The 22,503-nt window shown below is 30.2% G+C and carries 22 protein-coding genes and 1 pseudogene; 9 read left to right on the top strand and 14 right to left on the bottom strand.

Going from position 1 to position 22,503, the window contains the following annotated elements; genetic code table 11:
• Window positions 1-91 precede the first annotated feature (91 nt).
• Window positions 92-601, top strand: a complete 510-nt coding sequence (locus ACH2BP_RS07225; RefSeq protein WP_395058418.1) for a transglutaminase-like domain-containing protein — start codon at window positions 92-94, stop codon at window positions 599-601.
• Complete coding sequence (locus ACH2BP_RS07220; RefSeq protein ID WP_395058416.1) at window positions 583-1,113, top strand: hypothetical protein; 531 nt, start codon at window positions 583-585, stop codon at window positions 1,111-1,113. The genes ACH2BP_RS07225 and ACH2BP_RS07220 overlap by 19 nt, the downstream gene beginning before the upstream one ends.
• A gap of 216 nt (window positions 1,114-1,329) precedes the next feature.
• Here ACH2BP_RS07220 and ACH2BP_RS07215 read toward each other — a convergent pair whose 3' ends face one another.
• The 4 genes and pseudogenes from ACH2BP_RS07215 to ACH2BP_RS07200 all read right to left on the bottom strand — a co-directional run.
• On the bottom strand, window positions 1,330-2,388 hold the full coding sequence (locus tag ACH2BP_RS07215) for a DNA polymerase beta superfamily protein (RefSeq protein WP_395058414.1): 1,059 nt from the start codon (window positions 2,386-2,388) through the stop codon (window positions 1,330-1,332).
• A gap of 114 nt (window positions 2,389-2,502) precedes the next feature.
• Window positions 2,503-3,126, bottom strand: coding sequence for a hypothetical protein (locus tag ACH2BP_RS07210; RefSeq protein WP_395058413.1), 624 nt, complete (start codon window positions 3,124-3,126; stop codon window positions 2,503-2,505).
• Between the two features lie 163 nt (window positions 3,127-3,289).
• The gene (locus ACH2BP_RS07205; protein WP_395058411.1) at window positions 3,290-4,414 is read right to left on the bottom strand and encodes a DUF418 domain-containing protein; all 1,125 of its coding nucleotides are present in this window, start codon (window positions 4,412-4,414) and stop codon (window positions 3,290-3,292) included.
• A 64-nt stretch (window positions 4,415-4,478) separates the two neighbouring features.
• A pseudogene (locus ACH2BP_RS07200) lies at window positions 4,479-4,643 on the bottom strand (DNA polymerase beta superfamily protein); the annotation flags it as partial.
• Window positions 4,644-4,699: 56 nt separating this feature from the next.
• Here ACH2BP_RS07200 and ACH2BP_RS07195 point away from each other — a divergent pair.
• Window positions 4,700-5,725 (top strand): AAA family ATPase, encoded by a 1,026-nt coding sequence (locus ACH2BP_RS07195; RefSeq protein WP_395058409.1) that lies wholly within the window; start codon window positions 4,700-4,702, stop codon window positions 5,723-5,725.
• Here ACH2BP_RS07195 and ACH2BP_RS07190 read toward each other — a convergent pair.
• The 3 genes from ACH2BP_RS07190 to ACH2BP_RS07180 all read right to left on the bottom strand — a co-directional run bounded on the left by ACH2BP_RS07190 (window position 5,722) and on the right by ACH2BP_RS07180 (window position 10,514).
• Window positions 5,722-8,205 (bottom strand): S8 family peptidase, encoded by a 2,484-nt coding sequence (locus ACH2BP_RS07190; protein WP_395058407.1) that lies wholly within the window; start codon window positions 8,203-8,205, stop codon window positions 5,722-5,724. The genes ACH2BP_RS07195 and ACH2BP_RS07190 overlap by 4 nt on opposite strands.
• Before the next feature lie 23 nt (window positions 8,206-8,228).
• Window positions 8,229-8,975: a DNA polymerase beta superfamily protein gene (locus ACH2BP_RS07185; RefSeq protein WP_395058405.1), complete on the bottom strand. Its 747-nt coding sequence runs from the start codon at window positions 8,973-8,975 to the stop codon at window positions 8,229-8,231.
• Between the two features lie 153 nt (window positions 8,976-9,128).
• Entirely contained in the window at window positions 9,129-10,514 is a 1,386-nt protein-coding gene (locus ACH2BP_RS07180; protein WP_395058403.1) for an RtcB family protein, read from the bottom strand.
• A gap of 101 nt (window positions 10,515-10,615) precedes the next feature.
• On the opposite strand from ACH2BP_RS07180, the gene ACH2BP_RS07175 reads away from it, so the two are divergent.
• A complete protein-coding gene (locus ACH2BP_RS07175) occupies window positions 10,616-11,227 on the top strand; it encodes a hypothetical protein (protein ID WP_395058401.1) in 612 nt (203 codons plus the stop codon).
• Window positions 11,228-11,360: 133 nt separating this feature from the next.
• Entirely contained in the window at window positions 11,361-12,374 is a 1,014-nt protein-coding gene (locus ACH2BP_RS07170; protein ID WP_395058399.1) for a helix-turn-helix transcriptional regulator, read from the top strand.
• Between the two features lie 25 nt (window positions 12,375-12,399).
• Here ACH2BP_RS07170 and ACH2BP_RS07165 read toward each other — a convergent pair whose 3' ends face one another.
• A complete protein-coding gene (locus ACH2BP_RS07165; protein WP_395058397.1) occupies window positions 12,400-13,563 on the bottom strand; it encodes a lycopene cyclase family protein in 1,164 nt (387 codons plus the stop codon).
• 78 nt (window positions 13,564-13,641) lie between these two features.
• Here ACH2BP_RS07165 and ACH2BP_RS07160 point away from each other — a divergent pair, with 78 nt between their 5' ends.
• From ACH2BP_RS07160 to ACH2BP_RS07145, 4 genes are read left to right on the top strand one after another with little or no spacing between them, the layout of a single operon-like run.
• Window positions 13,642-14,541, top strand: coding sequence for a MerR family transcriptional regulator (locus ACH2BP_RS07160; RefSeq protein WP_395058395.1), 900 nt, complete (start codon window positions 13,642-13,644; stop codon window positions 14,539-14,541).
• Between the two features lie 48 nt (window positions 14,542-14,589).
• Window positions 14,590-16,053: a phytoene desaturase family protein gene (locus ACH2BP_RS07155; protein ID WP_395058393.1), complete on the top strand. Its 1,464-nt coding sequence runs from the start codon at window positions 14,590-14,592 to the stop codon at window positions 16,051-16,053.
• Window position 16,054: 1 nt separating this feature from the next.
• On the top strand, window positions 16,055-16,894 hold the full coding sequence (locus ACH2BP_RS07150; RefSeq protein ID WP_395058391.1) for a phytoene/squalene synthase family protein: 840 nt from the start codon (window positions 16,055-16,057) through the stop codon (window positions 16,892-16,894).
• Window positions 16,895-16,899: 5 nt separating this feature from the next.
• Window positions 16,900-17,340 carry a sterol desaturase family protein gene (locus ACH2BP_RS07145; RefSeq protein ID WP_395058389.1) on the top strand — a complete coding sequence of 147 codons (441 nt, stop codon included), beginning with the start codon at window positions 16,900-16,902 and terminating at the stop codon, window positions 17,338-17,340.
• A 49-nt stretch (window positions 17,341-17,389) separates the two neighbouring features.
• On the opposite strand, the gene ACH2BP_RS07140 is transcribed toward ACH2BP_RS07145, so the two are convergent.
• The 6 genes from ACH2BP_RS07140 to ACH2BP_RS07115 all read right to left on the bottom strand — a co-directional run bounded on the left by ACH2BP_RS07140 (window position 17,390) and on the right by ACH2BP_RS07115 (window position 22,501).
• A complete protein-coding gene (locus ACH2BP_RS07140; RefSeq protein WP_395058387.1) occupies window positions 17,390-17,926 on the bottom strand; it encodes a DUF4252 domain-containing protein in 537 nt (178 codons plus the stop codon).
• Window positions 17,927-17,928: 2 nt separating this feature from the next.
• The gene (locus ACH2BP_RS07135; RefSeq protein WP_395058385.1) at window positions 17,929-18,459 is read right to left on the bottom strand and encodes a DUF4252 domain-containing protein; all 531 of its coding nucleotides are present in this window, start codon (window positions 18,457-18,459) and stop codon (window positions 17,929-17,931) included.
• Between the two features lie 25 nt (window positions 18,460-18,484).
• Window positions 18,485-18,937 (bottom strand): hypothetical protein, encoded by a 453-nt coding sequence (locus ACH2BP_RS07130; RefSeq protein ID WP_395058384.1) that lies wholly within the window; start codon window positions 18,935-18,937, stop codon window positions 18,485-18,487.
• A complete protein-coding gene (locus ACH2BP_RS07125; RefSeq protein ID WP_395058382.1) occupies window positions 18,924-19,433 on the bottom strand; it encodes an RNA polymerase sigma factor in 510 nt (169 codons plus the stop codon). Before ACH2BP_RS07125 ends, ACH2BP_RS07130 begins: the two co-directional genes overlap by 14 nt.
• Window positions 19,434-19,571: 138 nt before the next feature.
• Complete coding sequence (locus tag ACH2BP_RS07120; protein ID WP_395058380.1) at window positions 19,572-20,633, bottom strand: YncE family protein; 1,062 nt, start codon at window positions 20,631-20,633, stop codon at window positions 19,572-19,574.
• Window positions 20,634-20,638: 5 nt separating this feature from the next.
• Window positions 20,639-22,501: a TonB-dependent receptor plug domain-containing protein gene (locus ACH2BP_RS07115; protein ID WP_395058378.1), complete on the bottom strand. Its 1,863-nt coding sequence runs from the start codon at window positions 22,499-22,501 to the stop codon at window positions 20,639-20,641.
• Window positions 22,502-22,503 lie beyond the last annotated feature (2 nt).

The following is a 22,503-nucleotide window of genomic DNA, read 5'->3' as shown; positions in this document are numbered from 1 at the left end:
AACATGAACAAATGTTGATGGGTAAAGTTTCTGTAAAAGAAATTTTTGTTTCAAAACCTTCTTTCTTTCAAAGATTAAAAAATATTTTTTAATGTATAAATTTATATTATTACAAATTATACTGTTTTCTGGGTTAAAAATTAATGCGCAAAAGAATGATTTTAAAAATATTAATTTCGAGAAAGCAGATAATATAGCCCTGAAAAATAAAGGGAAGAACATGAACAACCTCTATTTGTTAACGCATAATCTTGTAATAGATCTAAAGACTGATGTAGAAAAATTTAGAGCTATTTATAAATGGGTAAGTTCAAATATTGAGAGTGATTATGAGAATAACATCTTCATAGAGAAAAAAAGAAGAAAAATAGGCTCAGACAGTTTGCTTTTTTTAAAATGGAATAATGAATTTTCTAAGAAAGTATTTAAAAAAATTGTAAAAGAGAAAAAAACCATTTGCACAGGATATTCTTTTTTAATAAGAGAAATGGCAAATATGGCAAATCTAGAATGTGAAATTATTGACGGATATGGTCGCACTGCAAACTCAAATATTGGTAAGCAAACAGTTCCAAATCATTCTTGGAATGCCGTAAATTAAATAGCAAATGGTATTTATGCGATGCTACATGGTCAAGTGGAAATTATAACATAGATGATAGACTATTTATATTTGATTTTAGTGACGGTTATTTTTTGTCAAACCCAGATTTATTTATAAAAGATCATTATCCTTTACAGCAAAAATGGATATTGAAAGATACTATACCTAGCCTATATGAGTTTTCAAATGGACCTTTAATTTATAAAGAAACCCATAGTTTAGAAATTATTCCTATTTCACCAACTACAATGAATTTTTCGATAATAAAGAATACTGAAGCAGTATTTGTAATCAAAAGTTACAAACTTATTGAACATAACGATATAGAAATTGAGGTTGTCAATGGACAAAAGAAATCAATATACCCTCTAAAACTTATTCCTTTGAAAAATGGGTTGTATGAAATTAGATGTACTTTTAATTCACTCGGCAATTATGATACACACCTAAAAATTAAAAATGAAAATGTGTTATCTTATGTTGTAAAAGTGTTGAAAAAAAATATTTGATTGTAGACTGGACAATAGTAAATAGAATCTGCTGAGTTTTTCAGCAGACCCTAACTAAAAAAGTTGCTTTGAGATGAGCAAAAACATGTAGCACTGAATTTGAAAATTATTTACCTAACCATTTAGATTCCAACGTTGCACCTGCGATTGGTCAACAGCTTATCAAGGAAAAAGAGGAATTTGCAAACACATTTTAGGGGTCAAAATGTTGGTGAGTTAACGATACAATTCCTTCCTAATGTCGATCAACGCTCTTGTAGATTTCTCTACATCAGGAGTTTCAGGTAAAGTGCAACTATCATATAAACTTTCAATGGAAGCAATCAAACCATCAGCCATTTCTAGCAAATCATCATATTCTTTGTTACCCGCTTTAATATCTAGTAACTCAGCACGATTGGAAACCCTAATATTTAATTTTCCCGTTGCCAAAATTTGTTCTGCCGTTTGCAATAACCTGATGGTGTGCATCATGTTTTTGCTATCGTAATTTTTACCATGTTGCTGGTTGGTGTTGTAACGATCTTCATTACGCTTTTCCATCCAGTCCCAATACTCCTTGTATTCTTTGCAATACTTAGAATATCCGTCTTGGTTGCAGGACAAATAAGCTATATCATTCTCTCCTTTTGGAATTGACGAAAGTGAGACTTCATTTGAAGTCGTTTTTTGAACAATTCCCTTGTAACCCAAACTGTTTTTGGAATCATAAAACAAAGCGTACATCCCTTTGGAATTTGGCATATTTATTAACCCACAATTTTCTTGTTTATAATTATTTTCTTCCAACCATTGTGGTACTGCAACCGAATTGTAACCCTTTAGAATATAACAAAAATCCAGCAAACTTTTCTTTTCCTTCTCCATTGGATTGAGGATTTTTTTCTTCAAACCTCTCGCCTTTTTGATTTGTGTTATGGCATAACCTGCAAAGCTATCATTGCAAAGTTTTGAAAGAAAATCCTCTATTCGCAATTGCTCCATAAGTGGATGTTTGTATAAAATACAATCTTCCGGGGTTGCCAAAATTTCTAATATATTGGGATTGTTTTTAAGTAATAACTCTACAAAACGACCGAGTTCGTAATAGACCTCATCATTGGTTTCATTGCTGATTTGTGGGATATAATCAAGTCCAAAGAATTTTTCCTTGGGCAAATAATACACGCCTTTTATATCTGTGTCTGATGTTGGCGTGTTTAACCCAAAGGATTTACTTCCTGAAATGACTTCGAAGAGGATTAGGTTTTGGGATTTTAGGTTTTGGATGGTCATTTTTTTTCTATTGACACCTAACAGGTTTTGAAAACCTGTTAGGTTTGATTGTAAATTTACTTCCCGAAATAACTTCGAAAAGGATTAGGTTTTTAGATTTTAGGTCTTGAATGGTCATTTATAAAATTGTTCTGTGAGGTAAAAAACTGTATCGATAAATTTCAGAATTCCATCTTGTGTTATCACGTTTTCATCGTGTAAATCTTCTAAAATTATGCCTAGTTCAGGATGAAAATAATCGTTGCTTTTTTTATTGACAAATCCAGAGTTTTCAAGAAATATTTTCACGTTGATAAGTTCTGTTTTCTCAGTTGCTACAACAAAGTTTTGTTCGACAACAGCGTATAAAGCTTTTTCATTTTTATAAAAACCGAGTAAATTGTATGCTGTATCAGGGAAAAAATAATTATTGAGAAGTAAATTATGAAAATAATCTACCCAAGAAGCATAATAAATGGAATCATTTAGTTTGAGAACCTTTCGTTCGTTTTGTAGATAAACCAATTGCTCTGCGCCGCTTGAAACAAAATTTTTAATATTTACATCAGGAATCCAGAATGAATTATCTGAGGCAAATTGTTCAATTAAACTTTCTTCTTGTTTTTTGAGGTGGATTCCTTTTTCAACCAAAGTGCCTGTTCTCTTGCCATTTTTAAGGTAACTGGCGATTGCTTGGATATTTGCTCCATGCTCAACTTGGCTCTTTCCTGAAATGATATGTTGTAGTTCATGTTTCATGAATTTAAAGGGTAAAGATACGAATTATTTTTTGTAAAAACCCAAACGAGGTACTCCCCGAAATAACTTCAAAAAGGAGGAGGTTTTAGGTTTTGAATGGTCATACTTTGTTTTTGTAGGCACAAATTTTAAAAGTTATATGCGTAATATTTTGTATAGAAATTTATTTAATAAACATCGTTTTTGTATCACTTAATTGTCTCCAAAGCCATTCTAAAGGTCCGTAAACATGATGTTTTAACCACCAATAACTCAATCCGATTTGAAGTGAATAAATAGTTATCGCAAATAGAAAGTAAAAATAGAAAGGCATATGATGAAATAATCCTAAACCAACTCCTTGAAATACGAAAAAAGCAATTAAATTTTGAGTTAGATAATTAGTAAAAGTCATTCTGCCAACCCATGAAAATGCTTTAAGTATTTTTTTTAATTTTTGATTTGTATACAATAGTATAATAAACAAACTCGTAGAAAGCATAGTAGTTAAAACTATCCAATAATGAAATGAGAAATACTTTAAATAGGGCAATTTATAAATGTTAGAAAGCATAAAAATTCCCCATAAAACGATAGTGATAATTACTAATGAAAATAAGGATTTTTTTATTTGATTTTTCCTTTCAAATACAGTTTCCAAGAACTTACTCTTTTGTAATGCCAAACCTAATATCATACAAGCAAACATTATATAATGCGCCGTTACAGAATAGGCCAAATTAAGAACTTCAGAATAAAATGAATTCAAAAAGTTGTATTTAAAAACATGTAGCAATTGTGTACTAAATCGTAAAGGTGCAATACTAGTAGTCAAATTATTAATATTTGTAGTATCAACAGTATTTATGTATGCAGTTAGTAAAGGCGCAAATAAAAATAATATACCAGCTATATACAATAATGTTTTAGCGGAGAAATGAATAAAAAATAAAATAAGTAAGCCTAAAAAAGCATAATCCCGTAAAATATCACCATCATAAAACAAACTATTTATAAAAGCGAATACAAATAAAACCAACATGCGGCGTACAAGAAATAAATAAGTTTGTTGCTTCTTTTTAGCATAAATTACGCCAAAACCAAAACCAAAAAGAGTAAAAAGTAAAGTCCAACCTTTAGCTGAAAAAAATAAAGATTCTACTCCATTTATTATTGTTGCGATAATTCCCTCTCCATTTATTGTCCATTCTGGGCTGTAAGCAAAATATAAATAATTTGAAATAACTACTATTAAAAGTGCCCAACCTCTAAGCATATCTACAATTTCGACTCTTTGCTCTTTTTGCATAATTGTTTTTAAATTTTATATAACTTTTTAATTTTTAATTTGTTGTTAGTTTCATCACTTACTAAATATAATGTAACCCATAAAACTCATTTAGCGGCAAATAATACACGCCTTTGATGTCTGTGTCAGACGTGGGTGTGTTTAGCCCAAACGATTTACTTCCCGAGATTACTTCAAAGAGGATAAGGTTTTGGGACTTTAGGTCTTGGATGGTCATATTATTAGATATCTTATTTTTTAAACAAATTTAGAACAAATTATAAAAAATGCTTACTTTTGTGTGAAATGAGTCAATTTGATTACATAAAAGATATTGCTAAGTATGGTCTTGAAAATGACCAAGAAAAGTTATTGTCTGTTCTGAACGAATTGATTGAGTATTCTAAAAAAAGCAAAAAAACTAATTTTGCTATACAATTACAATCTATTTTAAAAGAATCCATTCGTCATCAAAAAATTAGTTCTTTAACTAAAGTTGGTTCTGACTCCTATTTTAATAGGATTGAAGACAAAGAAGTTGGAGATTTAATTTTAGAAAAACTAACATCAGATTATCATCTTGATAATATTGTAGCTGATAAAAATGTAATTGATAATTTAAATCACTTTATTGAAGAACATCATAAATCAGAAGTTTTAAGAAAATTTGATTTACCGATTGCTAATAAATTATTATTACATGGTCCATCTGGATGTGGGAAGACCTTAGCTTCTTATGTTGTAGCTGGTGAGTTAAACAAAATGATGGTTGTGGTTAATTTAGGTGCAATTGTTTCTTCTAAATTAGGTGAAACAAGTAAAAATCTTTCTAAAATCTTTCGTAAAGCGGCTTCTGAAGACTGCATAATATTTATTGATGAATTTGATTCATTAGGTAAAGTTAGAGATTACAGTCAAGATCATGGTGAAATGAAAAGAGTTGTAAATACAATACTTCAACTTTTTGATTATTTACCACAATCAAGTATTGTTATTGCTGCTACCAACCAAAAAGAAATGTTAGACGAAGCTTTGTTAAGAAGATTCGATTTTTCTATTGGCTTTAATTTACCAACAGAAAAAGAAATCAAAGACTTAATTTCTTTAACATTAAAAAATGGGAACTTTACTTTTGACAATAAAACGAAAGCAAATAAAGTAATCAAAAATTCTATTGGTTTATCTTACTATAGCATTCAAAAGACTTTAGTTACTGCAATAAAACGTAGCTTGTTTGCTATTGCTAAACCAGAATTTATATTATCAGCAAAAATTGATACTTCTGTTTGGCAAAATTTAATAGAGATTGAAAAAAAATCAATGAATATTTAATTTTCTGCATCCAATTTCAATTCATTAATTATCTGTAAATTATTGATTAATTTCATTTCTTGATATAATCTACCTGTAGTTTCATTTTTATAAGGTAGTTCTTCTATAGTTGTTATTAATGAAAATTTTACTGAATTAGATTTTAACTTTATTTTTTCGATTTCATCCAAAAGCTTATGGCATTTACAATTTAATGCAATTTTAACTTTGATATTTCCATTATTGTCTATGTTTTTTTCTAAAAACTTTTTAGTTAGTTTAAAACTTACCTTTTGAGAATTACTCAAAACTTTTGGTTTATAATAATAATCCTGAGACCATGAGTTTTTCAATTTGATTTTATCCATTGCATTGTAATTAATTCCAAAAGATTCTTCTGGAGTTCCATTTGCATTTTTCAATATTTCACCTGAATCATTTGTTTTATATAACTCTAGTGGTAAATTATCAAAAAAGCCAAAGGCTAAATGTATTGGACAATATGTGAACTGACTTTTATTAATTGGAGAAAAGCTAAAGCATAAAGTGGATGTAAATTCTATTATTGATTGAGGATTGGCTAAATCTAGTAAGTATGATGGTAAAAGTAATGAAAAACATTTTATTGTCTCTGGATCAATACTGTCTTCCAAAATAAATGTAATTTTATCCTCGGAAGAGTTTAAACAAGTCTGCTCATTAGGTAAACCATTTCCAATAACAGAACTCTCAATATCTTTTATTATTTCGTTTTTTTCTTTAATTTCAGAACTATTAATAATTAGTGCTTTTATTGTTTGCATATTATCTGTTAATTCAGGATACTTATTTAATATTCTCGCCGCTAAATTTGCAACAAATGGAGCTGAATAACTTGTACCAACTTCTTTATTAAAAAAGCTACCAATTTCAGTTGTTAACACTTTAAGACCTGTTTTACTAACATCAAAATGATTATCATAGTCACCACCATATGAAATTACATCTGGTTTAAAAAATAATTTATTAGTTCTTCTATGGTTAAAGCTACCATTTTTATCTTTAAAAATATTTAAATTCCAATTTATATGAAAAGTTCTACTGTAAATTCCAGGCACTGTTCCGATTGGTGTAATTCTAAATAAATCGTTATTTTCTAAATTTGAGGCAAATGCACCAACAGTTATATTATTCATGCTTTCTGCAGGACTGCAAAGATTAGTTTGTTCAGTCTCAAAGTGCTTAGGAAAAAGTGATTTATTTTGAATATTATCAAAAAAATGTTCAGAATCTCTCACATTACAAATAGAAATGAAAATCAATATATTTAATTCATATGATAATTTGTCTAAAGCATAGGCATAATTAGAAACTTTTTCATTGTGTTTTTTATAATCACTATAACCAATTGTAAGTGTGAAAATCTGAACGTTATATTCAAAATTTGCTTTTCTAATCAAGTTAATAACATCGCTTTCGAAAATTTGCCCTGCATTATCATCTAATGTCTTTATACTCAACAATCTTGCATCAGATTCAAACTCACCCAAATGACTTGGATACAATTTATCTCCTAAAGCTGCAATCGTTGCGACTGCAGTACCATGATCAACATTGTCTATAAATGGAGAGGTTTTGGTCAAATTATAAGAGTCATCATTAATTAAGATAGTTTTTAGAGGCGAATTCTTTTCAATTCCTGTATCTATAATTCCAATGATAGGTAAGTTATCGTTATTAATAATTTCAAAACCGTATGATTTTTCGGAAAGATTGTATGAATTAGGTTTAACTAAACCTGAACTATATGAATTAACTGATTGGATAATATCAAAATTATCAATTAGTTCTATTATAATTTCTTCTTCAATATTAATTAACTCAATACTATTTAATTCAAAATTACTATTAAACTCTATTTCTCTATCCTCCAAATAATGAATCAATCTTTCTTCAATATTATTTTTAATTGAATCAAGTTCCAACGAATCAATTAAATCAATTATTATATGATTCTTAAAATCAGTGTAATTTTTAATTAAATCTCTAGATAAAAAATCAAACTCTTTAATAAACTTAATATTTTTATCATATTGAGTATTAAAATGACTTTCAGTATTAATAAAAATCTCTAATTGTTTTATAAAATTCTTAAATCTTTCATAGTCAGAAATTGCAAAAATCGCTTTAGTATTCCAATCTGTGTAAGAAATTATATCAAGACCAAAATTATTCCTGTAAATATTTTCAAAACTTGACGAATCAAATATATCGTGAAAGCTAATTTTGATTAATTCTATTTTTTCAGGAATCATGATTGTTTTCCTTTCATCTCTTTGTACTCTTTTTCTTTGAAAACTATTCAATGAACGAATAAAATCTTCTTTTTTTGGATTATAATCCTTAATAATATCTTCATCCTCTTGTTCACCTTCGGTAGAATTAGGATTAAATCTTGATTTTTGTTTAAATATTGTAACTCCTTCTAAAGGATTTTTAAAATATAAATGTTCTTTTTTCATTGATATTAAATATTCTAATCTAGTTAAATTATCATTCCACTAAAAAACTCATCCAATTCCTTACTCATTTTCTTTCCACTTTTCAAAGTACCTGCATTTTCCTGATTAAAACTTACGGTTTCCCGTAAATAATCGGTAATTAAAACTTCTTTAGGGTGCAAGTATTTCTCATCTTGATTGGCTTTTATTGTCATGAGTTCTTTTACTTTATCTTGTATGTTTTGTGGTGCTATGGGCAATAACTCTAAAAAATCTACTGGCGGAAACGTATTGTTTTCTATAATCCATTTTCCTGCTAATGCGGTGCGTAAAGCATAGAAATAGCTTTTTAATTTTACTTCTTCCTGCTCGCAAACGTCCATAAAATTCTTGGTCGTTCCTAAATAATGGTGTAATGTCGCAATGGGCGAAAAACAGTCTTTTGCCAATTCCCGCATGGTGTTTGCAAATACCTCATCTTGATAATACACAACAGGCGAGAACAACCACTCTATGAGTGGCGCATTCGACTTGGCTAATAATTTTAAGGCTTTGGCTATATCCCATCCTGAACCGTCTAAATCGTCTGGCGTCATAAATTCTATTACATCGGGTTTTTCCCAGAGTGATAGGTAATAATCGGGTTCGTGTTTATAGATAAAACGAATATCATAGTCGCTATCTGGTGAAGCAAATCCCCAGGCACGACTCCCTGACTCGACTGCAAAAAGGATTTTTACCTCTTTGTCACGTTCTATTTGTAGTAACTTTTCTCGTATTTTATTTTCCATAATGTATTTCTCAAATTTAACAAAAAAATACTACAAAAACAGCGTATAAATACCTGTTTTTGTAGTAAAAAACCAAAAATGTTTTCCCAACTTAAACTACTACCATTTATGGTCACTTAGAAAGGATTTGAACCTTTATCTTTTTTGGGTTTTCTATTTTCTTCTTTTTTTCTTCCAAGGGGCATTTATTTCCCAATTTCCTGCCATGATACAACCATAAGGATGCACTTCATCAATTACTTTTCCCAATCCGAATTCCTCCATCTGATTTCTTACGCATTCCGCATTTTTATAAGCCGATGGCAATTCGGTAATATCAATTTCGTCCGAAAAAAATCGAATATCCAATCCTTGGGTTTCTTCTTCAAAAACTTCAAGTATTGTTTTATCTCCCTTACTTTTTCGGTGTTGGGTTCGGCTCATATTTCTTCCTGCACCATGAGGAGCAAATCCTAAATTGGTTTCGGTTGTAGCACCTTCCACAATTAAAACCGATTCCGCCATATTCAAAGGAATCAAACGAGGTCCTGTAATATCTGGCATAAATTTCGCATCCAATGGCGTTGCGCCTTTAGCATGATAAAAAAGATCTCCTTCTTTGAAAACAAAGTTATGTTCGTTCCAGAAACGATTTTCTTTTTCAATTCCCAATTTTTCTAAAGTAGCATCGTGAAGGCATTCGTGGTTTAATTTTGTCCACGAACGGATGATTTGCAAAGCGTCCCAGTACAGTTGCCCTTCCTTTGTTTCGAAAGGAATCCAAGCGTTTTGTGGTAAAGTTTCTGGCGATATAATTTTCCTAAAATTTTCGGCAATATGCATTCCTTTTCTAAACAAATTCGCACCCATACCCCGACTTCCATGGTGCGTAACCATCATTGTATTTCCTGTGTTTTTTGAAATTCCCACAAATAAGAAATGATTTCCATCGCCTTGTGTTCCTAAATGGGAACGAGCAGCACTAATCATTTTTTCATCATTCAAAAGATAATTGCTTTCAAATGCTTCTAACATTTCTGAAGGCAAACGGAATTGTATTTCACGGCTCCTTCCTCCTCCTCCAAAATGAGTAATAGCATGCGCTGCATCTAAAACGGTTTTTGGATTTGTTTTTCCGAAATCGGTCAACATCACCGAGCAACAAATATCGGCACTGTGCATTCCTGGATGAATCGCATTTTTAGCAACCACCACACCTCCTACTGGAATAGTTCCTTCAGAACCTGTTGGACAAGCATCGGGCATAATCGCACCATTGACCAAGGTTGGCGTTCGCATTAAGGTTTTCATCGTTTGCACCACATCGGTTACGTTTTTTTCTTCCAATTCGTTATCTGCCTTAATATTTTGATGAAAAGGAATAACATCAACATGTAAAGCAATAGGATCAGGCGATTTGAATTGTTCTAAATAATCTTCTATTTCTTTGCTTTCTAATTGATTGTCATTAATATATTGTATCGCTTCTTTGAACCAAGCCCCTTGTCTGAATCCTAATTCGATAATATCTCTTCCTGTAAATTTTAATTTTTGTTCCATTTTATTATACTTTTATTTTCTATGCAAATATTGTAATTGGACTACGCAGTTATTTTGCGTACTAAAAAAAGAAACGTACTTTTGATTAAAATACAACCGAAATGCTTCAAAATAAATATACCGAATTACTTTTAAAAATAGGATTTAATGAGGATTGCATTGAAAATAATTGGTCTGATTTAGAAAAAGCTTATTCCACTAAATCCAGACACTACCATAATCTAAATCATTTGAAAGAGATGATAGAATTGTATGAGATTTATAAGTCTAATTTAAAATTTCCCAACGAAGTATTGTACGCTATTTTTTACCACGATATTGTCTATAAAGTCACTCGAAAAGACAACGAATTGAGAAGTGCAGAATTTGCTTTGTCTATTTTACCAGAGCATACAACACTGGATAAACAATTAGTTTTTGACATGATTTGTACGACACAACTTCATCAACAAAACGAAATAAAAGACACCAACTGGTTGATAGATTTCGATTTGAAAATACTTTCTAAAGACTGGGAAGATTACAAAATCTATTTTGATCAGATTAGAAAAGAATATAAAATATATCCGAATATTTTGTACAAACCCGGAAGAAAAAAGGCATTGAAACATTTTCTTGAAAATGATTTCATTTTTCAGACAGCCGAATTTAGAAATAAATACGAAGCCAAAGCTAGAGAAAATATAAAAAGTGAAATTGAATTATTAAGTTGAATTTAAAAATATTGTTGATTTGCGTGAGGGATAGCAGTGAAAAGCCCACAGCCTGACGAAGGAAGTGCGAGGACTTGCAACGAATAGCCCGACCCGTAGTTTTTACGGAGGGTCACGCCCAAAAAATAAAAAAATGTCTCAAAACAAAAACGCCCTTATCCGTTATAAAACCATCGACAAATGTCTACAAAACCAATACCGAACTTGGACGCTAGATGATTTGATCGAGGCTTGTTCTGAGGCGCTGTTTGAATATGAAGGAAAAGAAAATTCAGTCAGCAAACGCACAGTTCAAATGGATATTCAGTTGATGCGTAGTGAGAAATTAGGTTACAATGCGCCAATTGTAGTGTATGATAAAAAATTCTACAAATACGATGACGAAGAATTTACTATAACCGATATTCCACTAACAGAAACTGATATTAATGTGCTAACGGAAACGGTTTCTATGCTAAAGCAATTTAAAGATTTTTCTTTATTTAGTGATGTATCTGATATTTTGCAACGTTTGGAAGATAAAATCTATGCCGAAAAATCTCAAACACAACCCGTTATTCATCTAGATAAAAATGAAAAACTGAAAGGATTGCAATTCTTAGAGGAGATTTACCAAGCCATTATCAAAAAAACAGTTTTAGTAATTACCTACAAATCCTTTAAATCTAGAGACGAAAAGAAGTTTAATTTTCATCCTTTTATATTAAAAGAATTCAACAATCGATGGTTTTTAATAGGGCGAAGAAAGCAGAGTCAGCCCATAACAAATTTGGCTTTGGACCGAATAATTTCTATTGATTATGATTTCAAATTACCCCATTTAGAAGAAGATTTTAATGCTGACACTTATTACAAAAATGTGGTTGGCGTTACTGTAAACACAGGATTTCAACCTAAGGTATTTGAACTTTGGATAGACGCAATGAATGCTCCTTATGTATTAACTAAACCTTTACACAACTCGCAACGATTGATAAAACAACATGAAGATGGCAGTATTATCATTCATTTATTTGTGATTCCTAATTATGAATTAGAACGTATTTTATTAGGGTTTGGTAATGGTCTTGAAGTGATTCGTCCCGAATATTTCCGCAAACAAATGAGAAGTGTCATCCAAAAGTCTCTTGCACGTTATATAGAATAATTTCCTCATTATTGTTTTGTAATGGCTAACTTTGAGTTAAGGATGCTATAAAGCTAGAATAGAGTGCCTTTATAAATGGTATTTTAGGACAAGCTAGTATAATTTGTAATTCTTCTTTCAGATTAGATTCTTCATCTAAAAACCTAAATATTTTTTTAGGATTCACTTTTAGAAACATTTTAGAAAATATTTTTTTTCCTAAAGCATTATTTTTATACAAAACACTAACAAAAAGTGTATCATAAAATAGAAATCTATTCGGTTTATGAAATTTTCTAAAATCGATTGTTTTTGTTTTTAATAACGAAACTATTCTTTCCGATTGTTTTACTGTATTCTTAAACGTATAACCCGTACTGGCTTTTGTCCAACCACCAGCGGTTCCTGTATGCAAAACATTTTTCGAATTACTTTTCCAGAAAGGAAAAACGGTCATAGGAATATTTCCTTGCTCTTTTTTAATAATCTCGAAAGTGTGTGCTCCTTTTTCTTTTAGATAATCATTTATCGCTTGTTCATATTCATTTTCCGGCAATAAATCGGCAGAAAACAAAGTATATTCGATTAGTGCTTCGGTTTCAGAGAATGGCAAAACATACATAAATCTTGTATTCCCTTTTTGCGGAATTGAAAAATCCATAAAATTTGCACAATTAGCATCAAAAATTGGATTCGCAGTTTTTACAAACCAACCTATAAAATGCTGTTTTAAAAGTGGATATTTTTTATTATTTTCAATTTTTGAGCAATCAAAAACACTATTGAAAAATTTAATTGTAGTATATTTAGCAACATTAGATGTTACAATTACTTCCGAATATTTGTCTTCAAAAGCAATTAAACTTTCTTTTTTCCAGATAATTTCTGGATATTTTTTTAACTTATCTAAAACATAATTATAAAAACGAATGGACTCAATCATTTTATAATTTGCACCGTCAGAAAGACATTTGATGGTTTGTTTTTCGTTAACAAATAAAGCTTGTTTCCATTTTTTTGAAACTAAATTGTCAAAACCACCTATATCGTTCTCCCAGAAACACCAAGTTTTATCATTGCTGATTTTATCATTAGGCTCTAACAATAGTATTTTTTTTCCGTCTAAAAACCTAGCATCTATCATTTTATCTAAAATCATTAGACTCGCTAATCCCACTCCTGCAAAGATATAATCGTACTTTATTTGCATTTTTTGAAAGTATTTTAACAAATATAAGTAAACTAAACAATTATTTGATTAATTTTGTTTAACTTTTATGATAAAAAGATGAACGTAGTTAAAAATGTATTTAGTATTAAAGACCTTGAGAATCTTTCGGGAATAAAAGCGCATACCATTCGAATTTGGGAAAAAAGATATGCCATATTAGAACCCATGAGAACCGATACTAATATTCGCCTATATGATATACATAATCTTCAAAAGCTATTAAATATAACTTTGCTTCATGATTATGGCTACAAAATATCTCGAATATCTAAATTATCTCCTGATAAAATTCCTGTATTGGTTCGAGAAATTGTGACGGAAAAAAGCACAAAAAGTCATGCTATAAATGCGTTTAAGATGGCTATGATGAATTTTGACCAGACTCTGTTCATTAATACTTATAATAATTTATTGTCCGAAAAATCTTTTAGAGATGTTTTTTATGAAGTTTTTATTCCGCTCATGAATGAAATAGGTTTGTTATGGCAATCGAATACTATAAGCATTGCGCATGAACATTTTATTAGCTATTTGATAAAACAAAAATTGATAACAAATATTGAAAAAATTCAGGTTTTAGAACCAACAAAAACTGATAAAATTTTTGTCTTATATTTACCATATAATGAAATTCACGAACTTGGATTAATGTATTTAAATTACGAATTTATATCAAACGGCTATAAGACAATATATCTTGGAGAAAGTGTTCCTATTGAAAGTCTTAAAGATATTCAAAAATATTTTGACAAAATCACTTTTGTAAGTTATATGACCGTACAACCAACAAAAGATGATATTAACAATTATATCGAGAAAATTAAAAGCGAAATTCTTATTGATAAAACCTCAGAATGCTGGTTTATAGGAAAAATGACTACCGAAATAAACCCTAAAATTTTGAATGAAAAAACAAAAGTGTTTCAATCGATAGAATCAATTATAAAAGAAATATAAAGTTTAACATTTTTTTGTTTGACTTTTTTGTACATTTGTTAAACATTTATGAAAAAAAATATTGCAATATTAGGATCTGGTTTCTCATCTTTAGCAGCAGCGTGTTATTTAGCGCAAGCTGGCAATGACGTGAGCATATACGAAAAAAATAGCACTATTGGTGGAAGAGCTAGACAATTTAAAAAAGAAGGGTTTACTTTCGATATGGGACCATCATGGTACTGGATGCCAGATGTTTTCGAGAAATTCTTTGCTGATTTTGGCAAGAAACCATCAGATTATTATGATTTAGTAAAATTATCTCCAGGATATCAGGTTTTTTATGGTATAAATGATTTTATAACCATTTCTGACAATCTTCAAGAAATCGTAAACACCTTTGAAAATATTGAAACTGGTAGTGGTAAAAAACTTGAAAAATTCATACAAAAAGCTCAGAGCAATTATGATATTGCAATAAAAGATTTGGTTTACAGACCAGGTGAATCACCACTTGAATTGGTAACTGTAGAAAGTGCTAAGAAAATAGATCAGTTTTTTTCTACCATAAGCAAAGATGTTAGAAAACAATTTAAGAACAAAAAACTAATACAAATATTAGAATTCCCCGTCTTATTTCTGGGTGCAAAACCATCAAAAACTCCTTCTTTTTACAGCTTTATGAATTTTGCTGATTTTGGTTTAGGAACTTGGCAGCCTACAAATGGTTTTCATGATGTGATAAACGGAATGGCAACTTTAGCAAAACAATTAGGTGTAACGATAATTACAGATGCAAATGTTGAAAAAATAATAGTAGACAACAAAATAACGAAAGGAATTTTAGTAAATGGAAAGATAATTTATACTGACATCATTTTATCTGGAGCCGATTACCATCATACTGAAACACTTTTAGAATCAGAATATAGACAATATTCTGAAAAATATTGGAACAAAAAGACTTTTGCTCCTTCTTCTCTCCTATTTTACGTTGGCTTTGATAAAAAATTAGATAATGTTATTCATCATAATTTATTTTTTGATGTCGATTTCAATTTGCACTCAGAAGAGATTTATGACAATCCCAAATGGCCCACAGAGCCTTTGTTTTATGCAAATTTTACATCAAAAACAAATCACAAAACGGCACCAGAAGGTTGCGAAAATGGTTTTTTCTTAATTCCGATTGCTCCTGGAATTGAAGACACTCAGGAATTAAGAGATACTTATTTTGAAAAAATAATGACTCGTTTCGAAAAAATCACAAACCAAGAAGTCCGAAAAAATATTATTTTTAAGGAATCCTTTTGTGTAAACGATTTTATAAAAGAATACAACTCATATAAAGGAAATGCTTATGGAATGGCAAATACTTTATTACAAACTGCTTTTTTAAGACCTAAATTAAGGAGTAAAAAAATAAAAAACTTATATTTCACAGGTCAACTAACCGTTCCTGGGCCAGGTGTTCCTCCTGCATTAATCTCTGGAAAATTAGTTGCCGATTTAATAAAAAAACATTCATCATAACATGAAATCACTTTTTGACATAGTATCTAATGATTGTAGTAAGATTGTGACAAAATCTTATAGTACTTCATTTTCGTCGGCGGTAAAAATGCTGGCGCCAAGTATTAGGCAAGACATTTATAATGTGTACGGTTTTGTACGTTTTGCAGACGAAATTGTAGATAGTTTTCATGATTATGACAAAGAAGCATTATTTAATACCTTTGAAATAGATTTAGAAAATGCTTTGAAACAAAAAATAAGTTTAAATCCTATTTTGAATGCTTTTCAACATACTGTGCACAAACACAATATTCCTAATGAGCTAATTGATGCTTTTATGAAAAGTATGAAACTAGATTTAGAAAAAAAAGAATACAAAACCAAAGACGAATACAACGAATATATTTATGGAAGTGCTGATGTTGTTGGACTAATGTGCTTAAAGGTTTTTGTAAAAGGAAATATAGAATTGTACGATAGCTTAAAAAATTCAGCCATGAGATTGGGATCAGCATTTCAGAAAGTAAATTTTCTGAGAGATTTGAAAGCCGATTTTGAAGATTTAGACAGAACTTACTTCCCTAATACAGATTTATCACAACTTGATGAAGTTTCTAAACAAGCCATTATTCAGGAAATTGAAGCCGATTTTAGAGCTGGTTATGAAGGTATTGTAAATTTACCTATAGAAGCAAAATTTGGTGTTTATACAGCTTATGTTTATTACAAAAAGTTGTTATCTAAATTAAAAAAAACACCGTCATCTGAAATAAAAAACACTAGAATTCGGGTTTCTGATTATCAAAAAGTTGGTCTGCTTGCCAATTGTTATGTAAAATATCGTTTAAATTTATTGTAGAAATTATGTGGTTATATATCTTAGTTTTCTTTTTTACTTTTTTCTTTATGGAATTTATGGCTTGGTTTAGCCACAAATACATTATGCATGGTTTTTTGTGGAATTTGCATGCCGATCATCACAAAAAAGACCACGCTTCTTGGTTTGAACGAAATGATGCTTTTTTTATATTTTATGCTATTGTGAGCATCCTTTTCTTTTTACTCTGGAAGAATGACATTCTCGAAGTTGGACTTGCCATTGGTTTAGGGATTTTTGCTTACGGATTAACTTATTTTCTAGTTCATGATATTTTTATTCACCAACGTTTTAAAATTTTCAGAAATGCTAATAACAAATATGCTCGCGCAGTTCGTAGGGCTCACAAAATGCATCACAAACATATAGGTAAAGGTGATGGGGAATGTTTTGGAATGCTTATTGTTCCCTTTAAATATTTTAAATAAACGAAAAAAGCGATCTGATAGATCGCTTTTTTTATAACTTAATTCAAAACTATTTCATTAAATCTTGTAATGGTTTTAGCTGATCTAAATTGATGTTTCCACTTTTTAGAATACTCACCATTTCCATGATAGAAGTAGGATTCATATCTTTTCCTAATATCCGAACTACAGCAAAACCATTTTCTTTTTTGTTTCCGTAAATAACAAATTCTTCAATATGCTCATCTGATCCTACAAAACTTATTTGTGCTCCTTCTTTTCCGGAACCAAACTTCATTAGTTGTTGGTATTTTACATCTTTTAGAATTGACGTTACTTTTGCTCTTTCAACTTCAAATTGAAATTTATTCTTATCATTTATTTTAAATGCTAATACATTTATTTTTTCAAATGATGCCAAGGCTTCTTTTTGAGAAACACTTAATTTAGCATTGTCAATATTTAACATTTTTGGTGTTAAATCGAGTGCTACGAAATCTTTATTTTCGGTATTTTCTACAAAATATTTTTGCAAACTTGGTTCGCTTTTGCAACTAAACAGTAGTGCTAAAGTACAACCTACGAGAAATCTTACTAGCATTGCCATGATTATTTTTTACCCGCTTTTTTAAGAACATCTCCGCCAGGAATATTCATTTTGTTTGTTAATGTAGAAATTTCATTGATATCAAAATCTCCTGTAAGTGACATCAAAACGGTTTCGTTTCCTTTTACGTTCGTGCTTTCAATAAACATTAGCAATTCTTTTACTTGTGAATCCGAACTTCCTGATTTTACATAAATTTTTACGTTTTTACCATTGTCGTTTACACGCATTAGTTCGTCTAAATTACTAGTTTTAAGGTATTTTTCTACATTAACTTTCATGTCTCCCGTGATTTTTGCACTCGATGTCATAAACACTTTTAGGTTGTCTAATTTTTTTATCAATGACAAATATTTCTGCGCATCCTTGTCTGAAGCTTCCATTTTTACTTTACTCATCAAATCGAACATTTTTTTGTTTACGATTATTGAGGTTACATTATCTTGACCGTCATATTTGTCGAACAACGTTTGTGCTTGACTAAAGAATGGTAATAAGATAAATAAGGCTATAATTATTGATTTTTTGTTCATGATTTTAATTTTAATTGATTGATTTTTACTTTTTAAAAATTCTATTTTTCGTATTCTCATACTCTTGTACATACATTACACTTTCTATGCCAACATTTACATTTGATGATAATAAGGCTAATGCTTTCTGTGTTTCTTTGAATGCGATTTCTGGGTTTTCATAAGTTCCCAACTCATTCTGATGATTTACAGGCTCATTAGTATTTATCATTAAAAATGTAGTAACGCCCAACAAAACCACAACCGATGCTGCAACAGACAACCACATAACATTACGTTTTTTAGTGATTTGTGGAATCTCTTGTACAAATTCTTGTTTTTTTGATTGGGTAAAATAACCAAACATTGCTTTATATTGCTCTAAATGTGGCGCCACATCTTGAGATGAAAAGTAGCTGCGCAACTCCTTTTCTTCGGCAATCGAGGTTTCTCCCTGAAAGTATTTTTCTATTAATATCTCTATTTTATTGAATTCCATAATTATGGGTATTTGTCAGTTTTTCTCTTATTGTTTTTCTGGCTCTCGATAAGGCTACTCTTATTGTAGCTTCGCTCATTTCTAATATTTTTGAGATTTCTTCAAACTCATATTGTTCTACATCTCGCATTTGGATTATTAGTTTTTGTTGTTCTGGCAAATCATTTATCCATTTTTCTACCCAATTCCAGGAATCATTGTCTTCAATTTTTTGTTGTAAACTGGCTCCGTTTTCGGCATAATTGTTATGTACAATTTGCAAATTTGTTGCTCTTTTTGATTTTAAAACATCTAAACAATAATTCTTAGTTATTGTCATTGCATAAGCTTCGGTACTTCCAAAACTTTTAAGGACATCATTCTTTTTCCAAAGTTTTACAAGAACTTCTTGCGTTGCATCTTCGGCTTCTTCGGTGCTTACAAGTAATCGCTTGGCTAACCGGAACATTTTGTCCTTAAATGGTTTTACATGGTTTATAAATTCAACTTGGTTCATAATGGTTGGTTATATAGTCAAGACGAGTAACTGTATTTTTTGTTACAAGATAATAAAATTTATTTTTATGAATACAGAAAAGCCTCGTTCCAAATGGTTAGAACGAGGCTTGAATAATTTTCTAAATATTGTTTTAATCTAATTGAAATAGAAACCATTTGGTCCAACTCCAACCGTCATTTCTTTTTGCAAAGTACCAGTTAAAGAATAAATGTATGCTTTACTATTTGCTGTAAAATCACCACCATCGGCAATATAAATGCGTCCGCCATTTACTGCAAAACCGTACATTTTTCCCCATGCTGAAGTTGAAGTATAACTTAAAACTGGTATTGTTGATGCAGTGGTTGACGCTATATCCATTGCGTAAACTGATGTTCCGACAGTGTAATAGATTTTACTTTCATAAATATCTAAATTTTTAGCATCATTTAATGCCGCTGGAAAAACAACTGAGCTTGTCGTAGCGTCTGATAATTTTACTTTTACAATTTCACTTGGTCCTCCGTAAGGACTTCTTAACGCATACAGGAATCCGTTTTTTACTTCCATTGTATCTGCATCGGACCCAACATTTAAAGGTGTTTCTAGTGTATTCGTAGTAGGGTTTACAACTAATACTTTTGTATTATTATATGGTTCTGATATGTATAATTTACCATTTTCAACTAATATTCTATTTGCTGTTGCGTTTAACGGAATAGTAGACTCAACTAAGTTTGTTGTAAGATTTATTACAGCGATAAAATCATCTGTATTTCCTGTTGATGGATTCGCATAAGAATAGGTATTTGCATTAGTAACATAAGCTTTTCCGTTTACTACAACTCCGTATCTTGGAGCAACAAGACCTGTTTCTATTTTTGCAACTAATTTGAATGTTTTTCTGTTTACAACATTGATTTTATTAGATCCACCAGCAATAATATAAGCGTAGTCACCATTAAAAAACATAGATTGCACGTATTTTCCAAATAAATCACCAGGGTTAACAATTGAATGTATATCTTGTGTAAAACTGGTTAAATCATTACCAATAAAAGACACAGAACCTTGTCCTGAACTACCTTCATTTAAAATAAAAGTACCATTTTCATAAGCTCCTAAAACTGGTGCTACTGGCACATCCTCGTCGTTTGAACAAGAAAAAAACAATGGAAAGCTCATAAGAGCTACTAAAAACAATTTACTGAACTTCATAATTATTAAAATTTAAGGGTTATGTATAGATTAAAATTTCTACCTGGAAGTGGTCTATCTTCAAGACTCTGATACTTTTCATTGAATAAATTAAGTACTTGAAAACCTAATTTTGAAGAGTTTAAAAATTTAAAATCATAGTCTATTCCTACATTAGATACTTTATATGATTTTATAATTTGTTTGGGATCATTATCGGATCTTGTATATACGAATCCGTTGTATAAGAATTGGTAATTTATAGCAAAATTTCTATATGAATAAGCTACCGATCCTGTGGTTTTATGAAAAGGAACAAAAAACAATTGCTTTTTTGTTTCTTCGTCTTGTGAAATTGTATAAGCATAAGTCCCATTTATGCTAAAAAAATGCTTACGAAAATTATTTGCCCAACCCAATACAGTTTCAGATCCATAAGCGGCAACTTTATTCGTGTTTTGTGGAGTCCAACCACCATTGGTTCCGGGTTTCCAACTTATTAGGTCTTTTATTTTATTATAGTAAAATGTCTGAGAAAGTTTTATTTTTTGAAACGAAAATACATTTCCAACCTCAGCTTGATAAGAACTTTCTACTTTTAGGTCTGGATTTCCCTGATCTGAAGTTCCTTCCCAATACAAATCATTGAAAGTTGGGATTCTGTAATTTCTAGAAAGATTTATTTTTACGGTATACCAATTATTCAAAAAGCAAGAAGTTCCCGCAGAAAACAACAACGGGCTTTTGTAATTATCTGTAATTTCTTGACGAATCCCAAACTCATTTTGCCATTTCTTACCTACCTGTTGTTTGACTAATACTGCTGCCGACCCAATTTTTTGTATATTATCACCAAAACTTGTACCGAAACCTCTGGTTTGATTATAGTCTATAATTGTATTTATTTTTAAAGATTTTAACAATTGATAGCTCAAATCTAATTTTGCAATGGCACTTTCGGACTTACCAAAACTAAAATAATCACTTTCTATATTTACAAAATATTGATATTCTTCAACAATATAAGCCGATTTAAGATTGGCCGAAAATTTATCAAAGTTACCTTCATACTCTAATAAGTTACGGCTAAAACTGTTTACATACTTTGTTTTTGTATCGGATTCGGATACCAAAGACAAATGCCTGTCGGTATTTGAGGTTTGACTGTAAAATTTAATCAAATTAGTTGAATTAATTTTATACCCAATATTAGCATTCAAACTCGTATTTAGATATTCTCCGTTTAAGTTTTTTCTTTGCTCTCCTTTCCAAGTAAATAGTTTAATATAAGGATATTCATTCTTAGACTCATTGTAAGAAAAACCAATTTGAGCACTCCATTTTTCGTTAGAAAGGAGCGTTTTATAGTTTATTCCAGAAGTATCAAAACTACCGTAAGAAAATTGTAGGTTGTTAGTAAATTGTTTTTTGAAACTCAAATTATTGTTTAAATGCACACTTCCACCCACGGCACCACTACCATAAATGACACTTCCACCTCCAGCTTTAACACTGATTGAAGAATAATCGTTTGAAGTTATTGTATTAAAATCGGTGCTACCATTAAGTTGCGAATTAATATTTATTCCGTTCCAAATCACGGCTGTTTGTGCCGATGTTGTTCCTCTAAATGAAACCGTAGATAGCATACCACGACCATATTCTTTAAAATAAATCGTGCTATTATAATTGAGTAAATCAGTAAGCGAAGATTGATTTTTACTGATTATCGAGTCGTTTAAAACCAGGATAGATTGAGATTTATTATTGGATTTCAAGTAAGGATCTGATACAACAACTTCTTTTAAAATAGTTATAGTATCGTTTTGTGCCATAACTAATTTGCAAACCAAAATGGAGAAGAATAAAATGTATTTTCTTAAAGTCATAA

It is taken from the genome of Flavobacterium sp., assembly GCF_043756175.1.
In the GTDB taxonomy this organism is placed as follows: domain Bacteria; phylum Bacteroidota; class Bacteroidia; order Flavobacteriales; family Flavobacteriaceae; genus Flavobacterium.
Note: the sequence above shows the minus strand (reverse complement) of the source record. Positions and strands in the feature narration are given on the sequence as shown.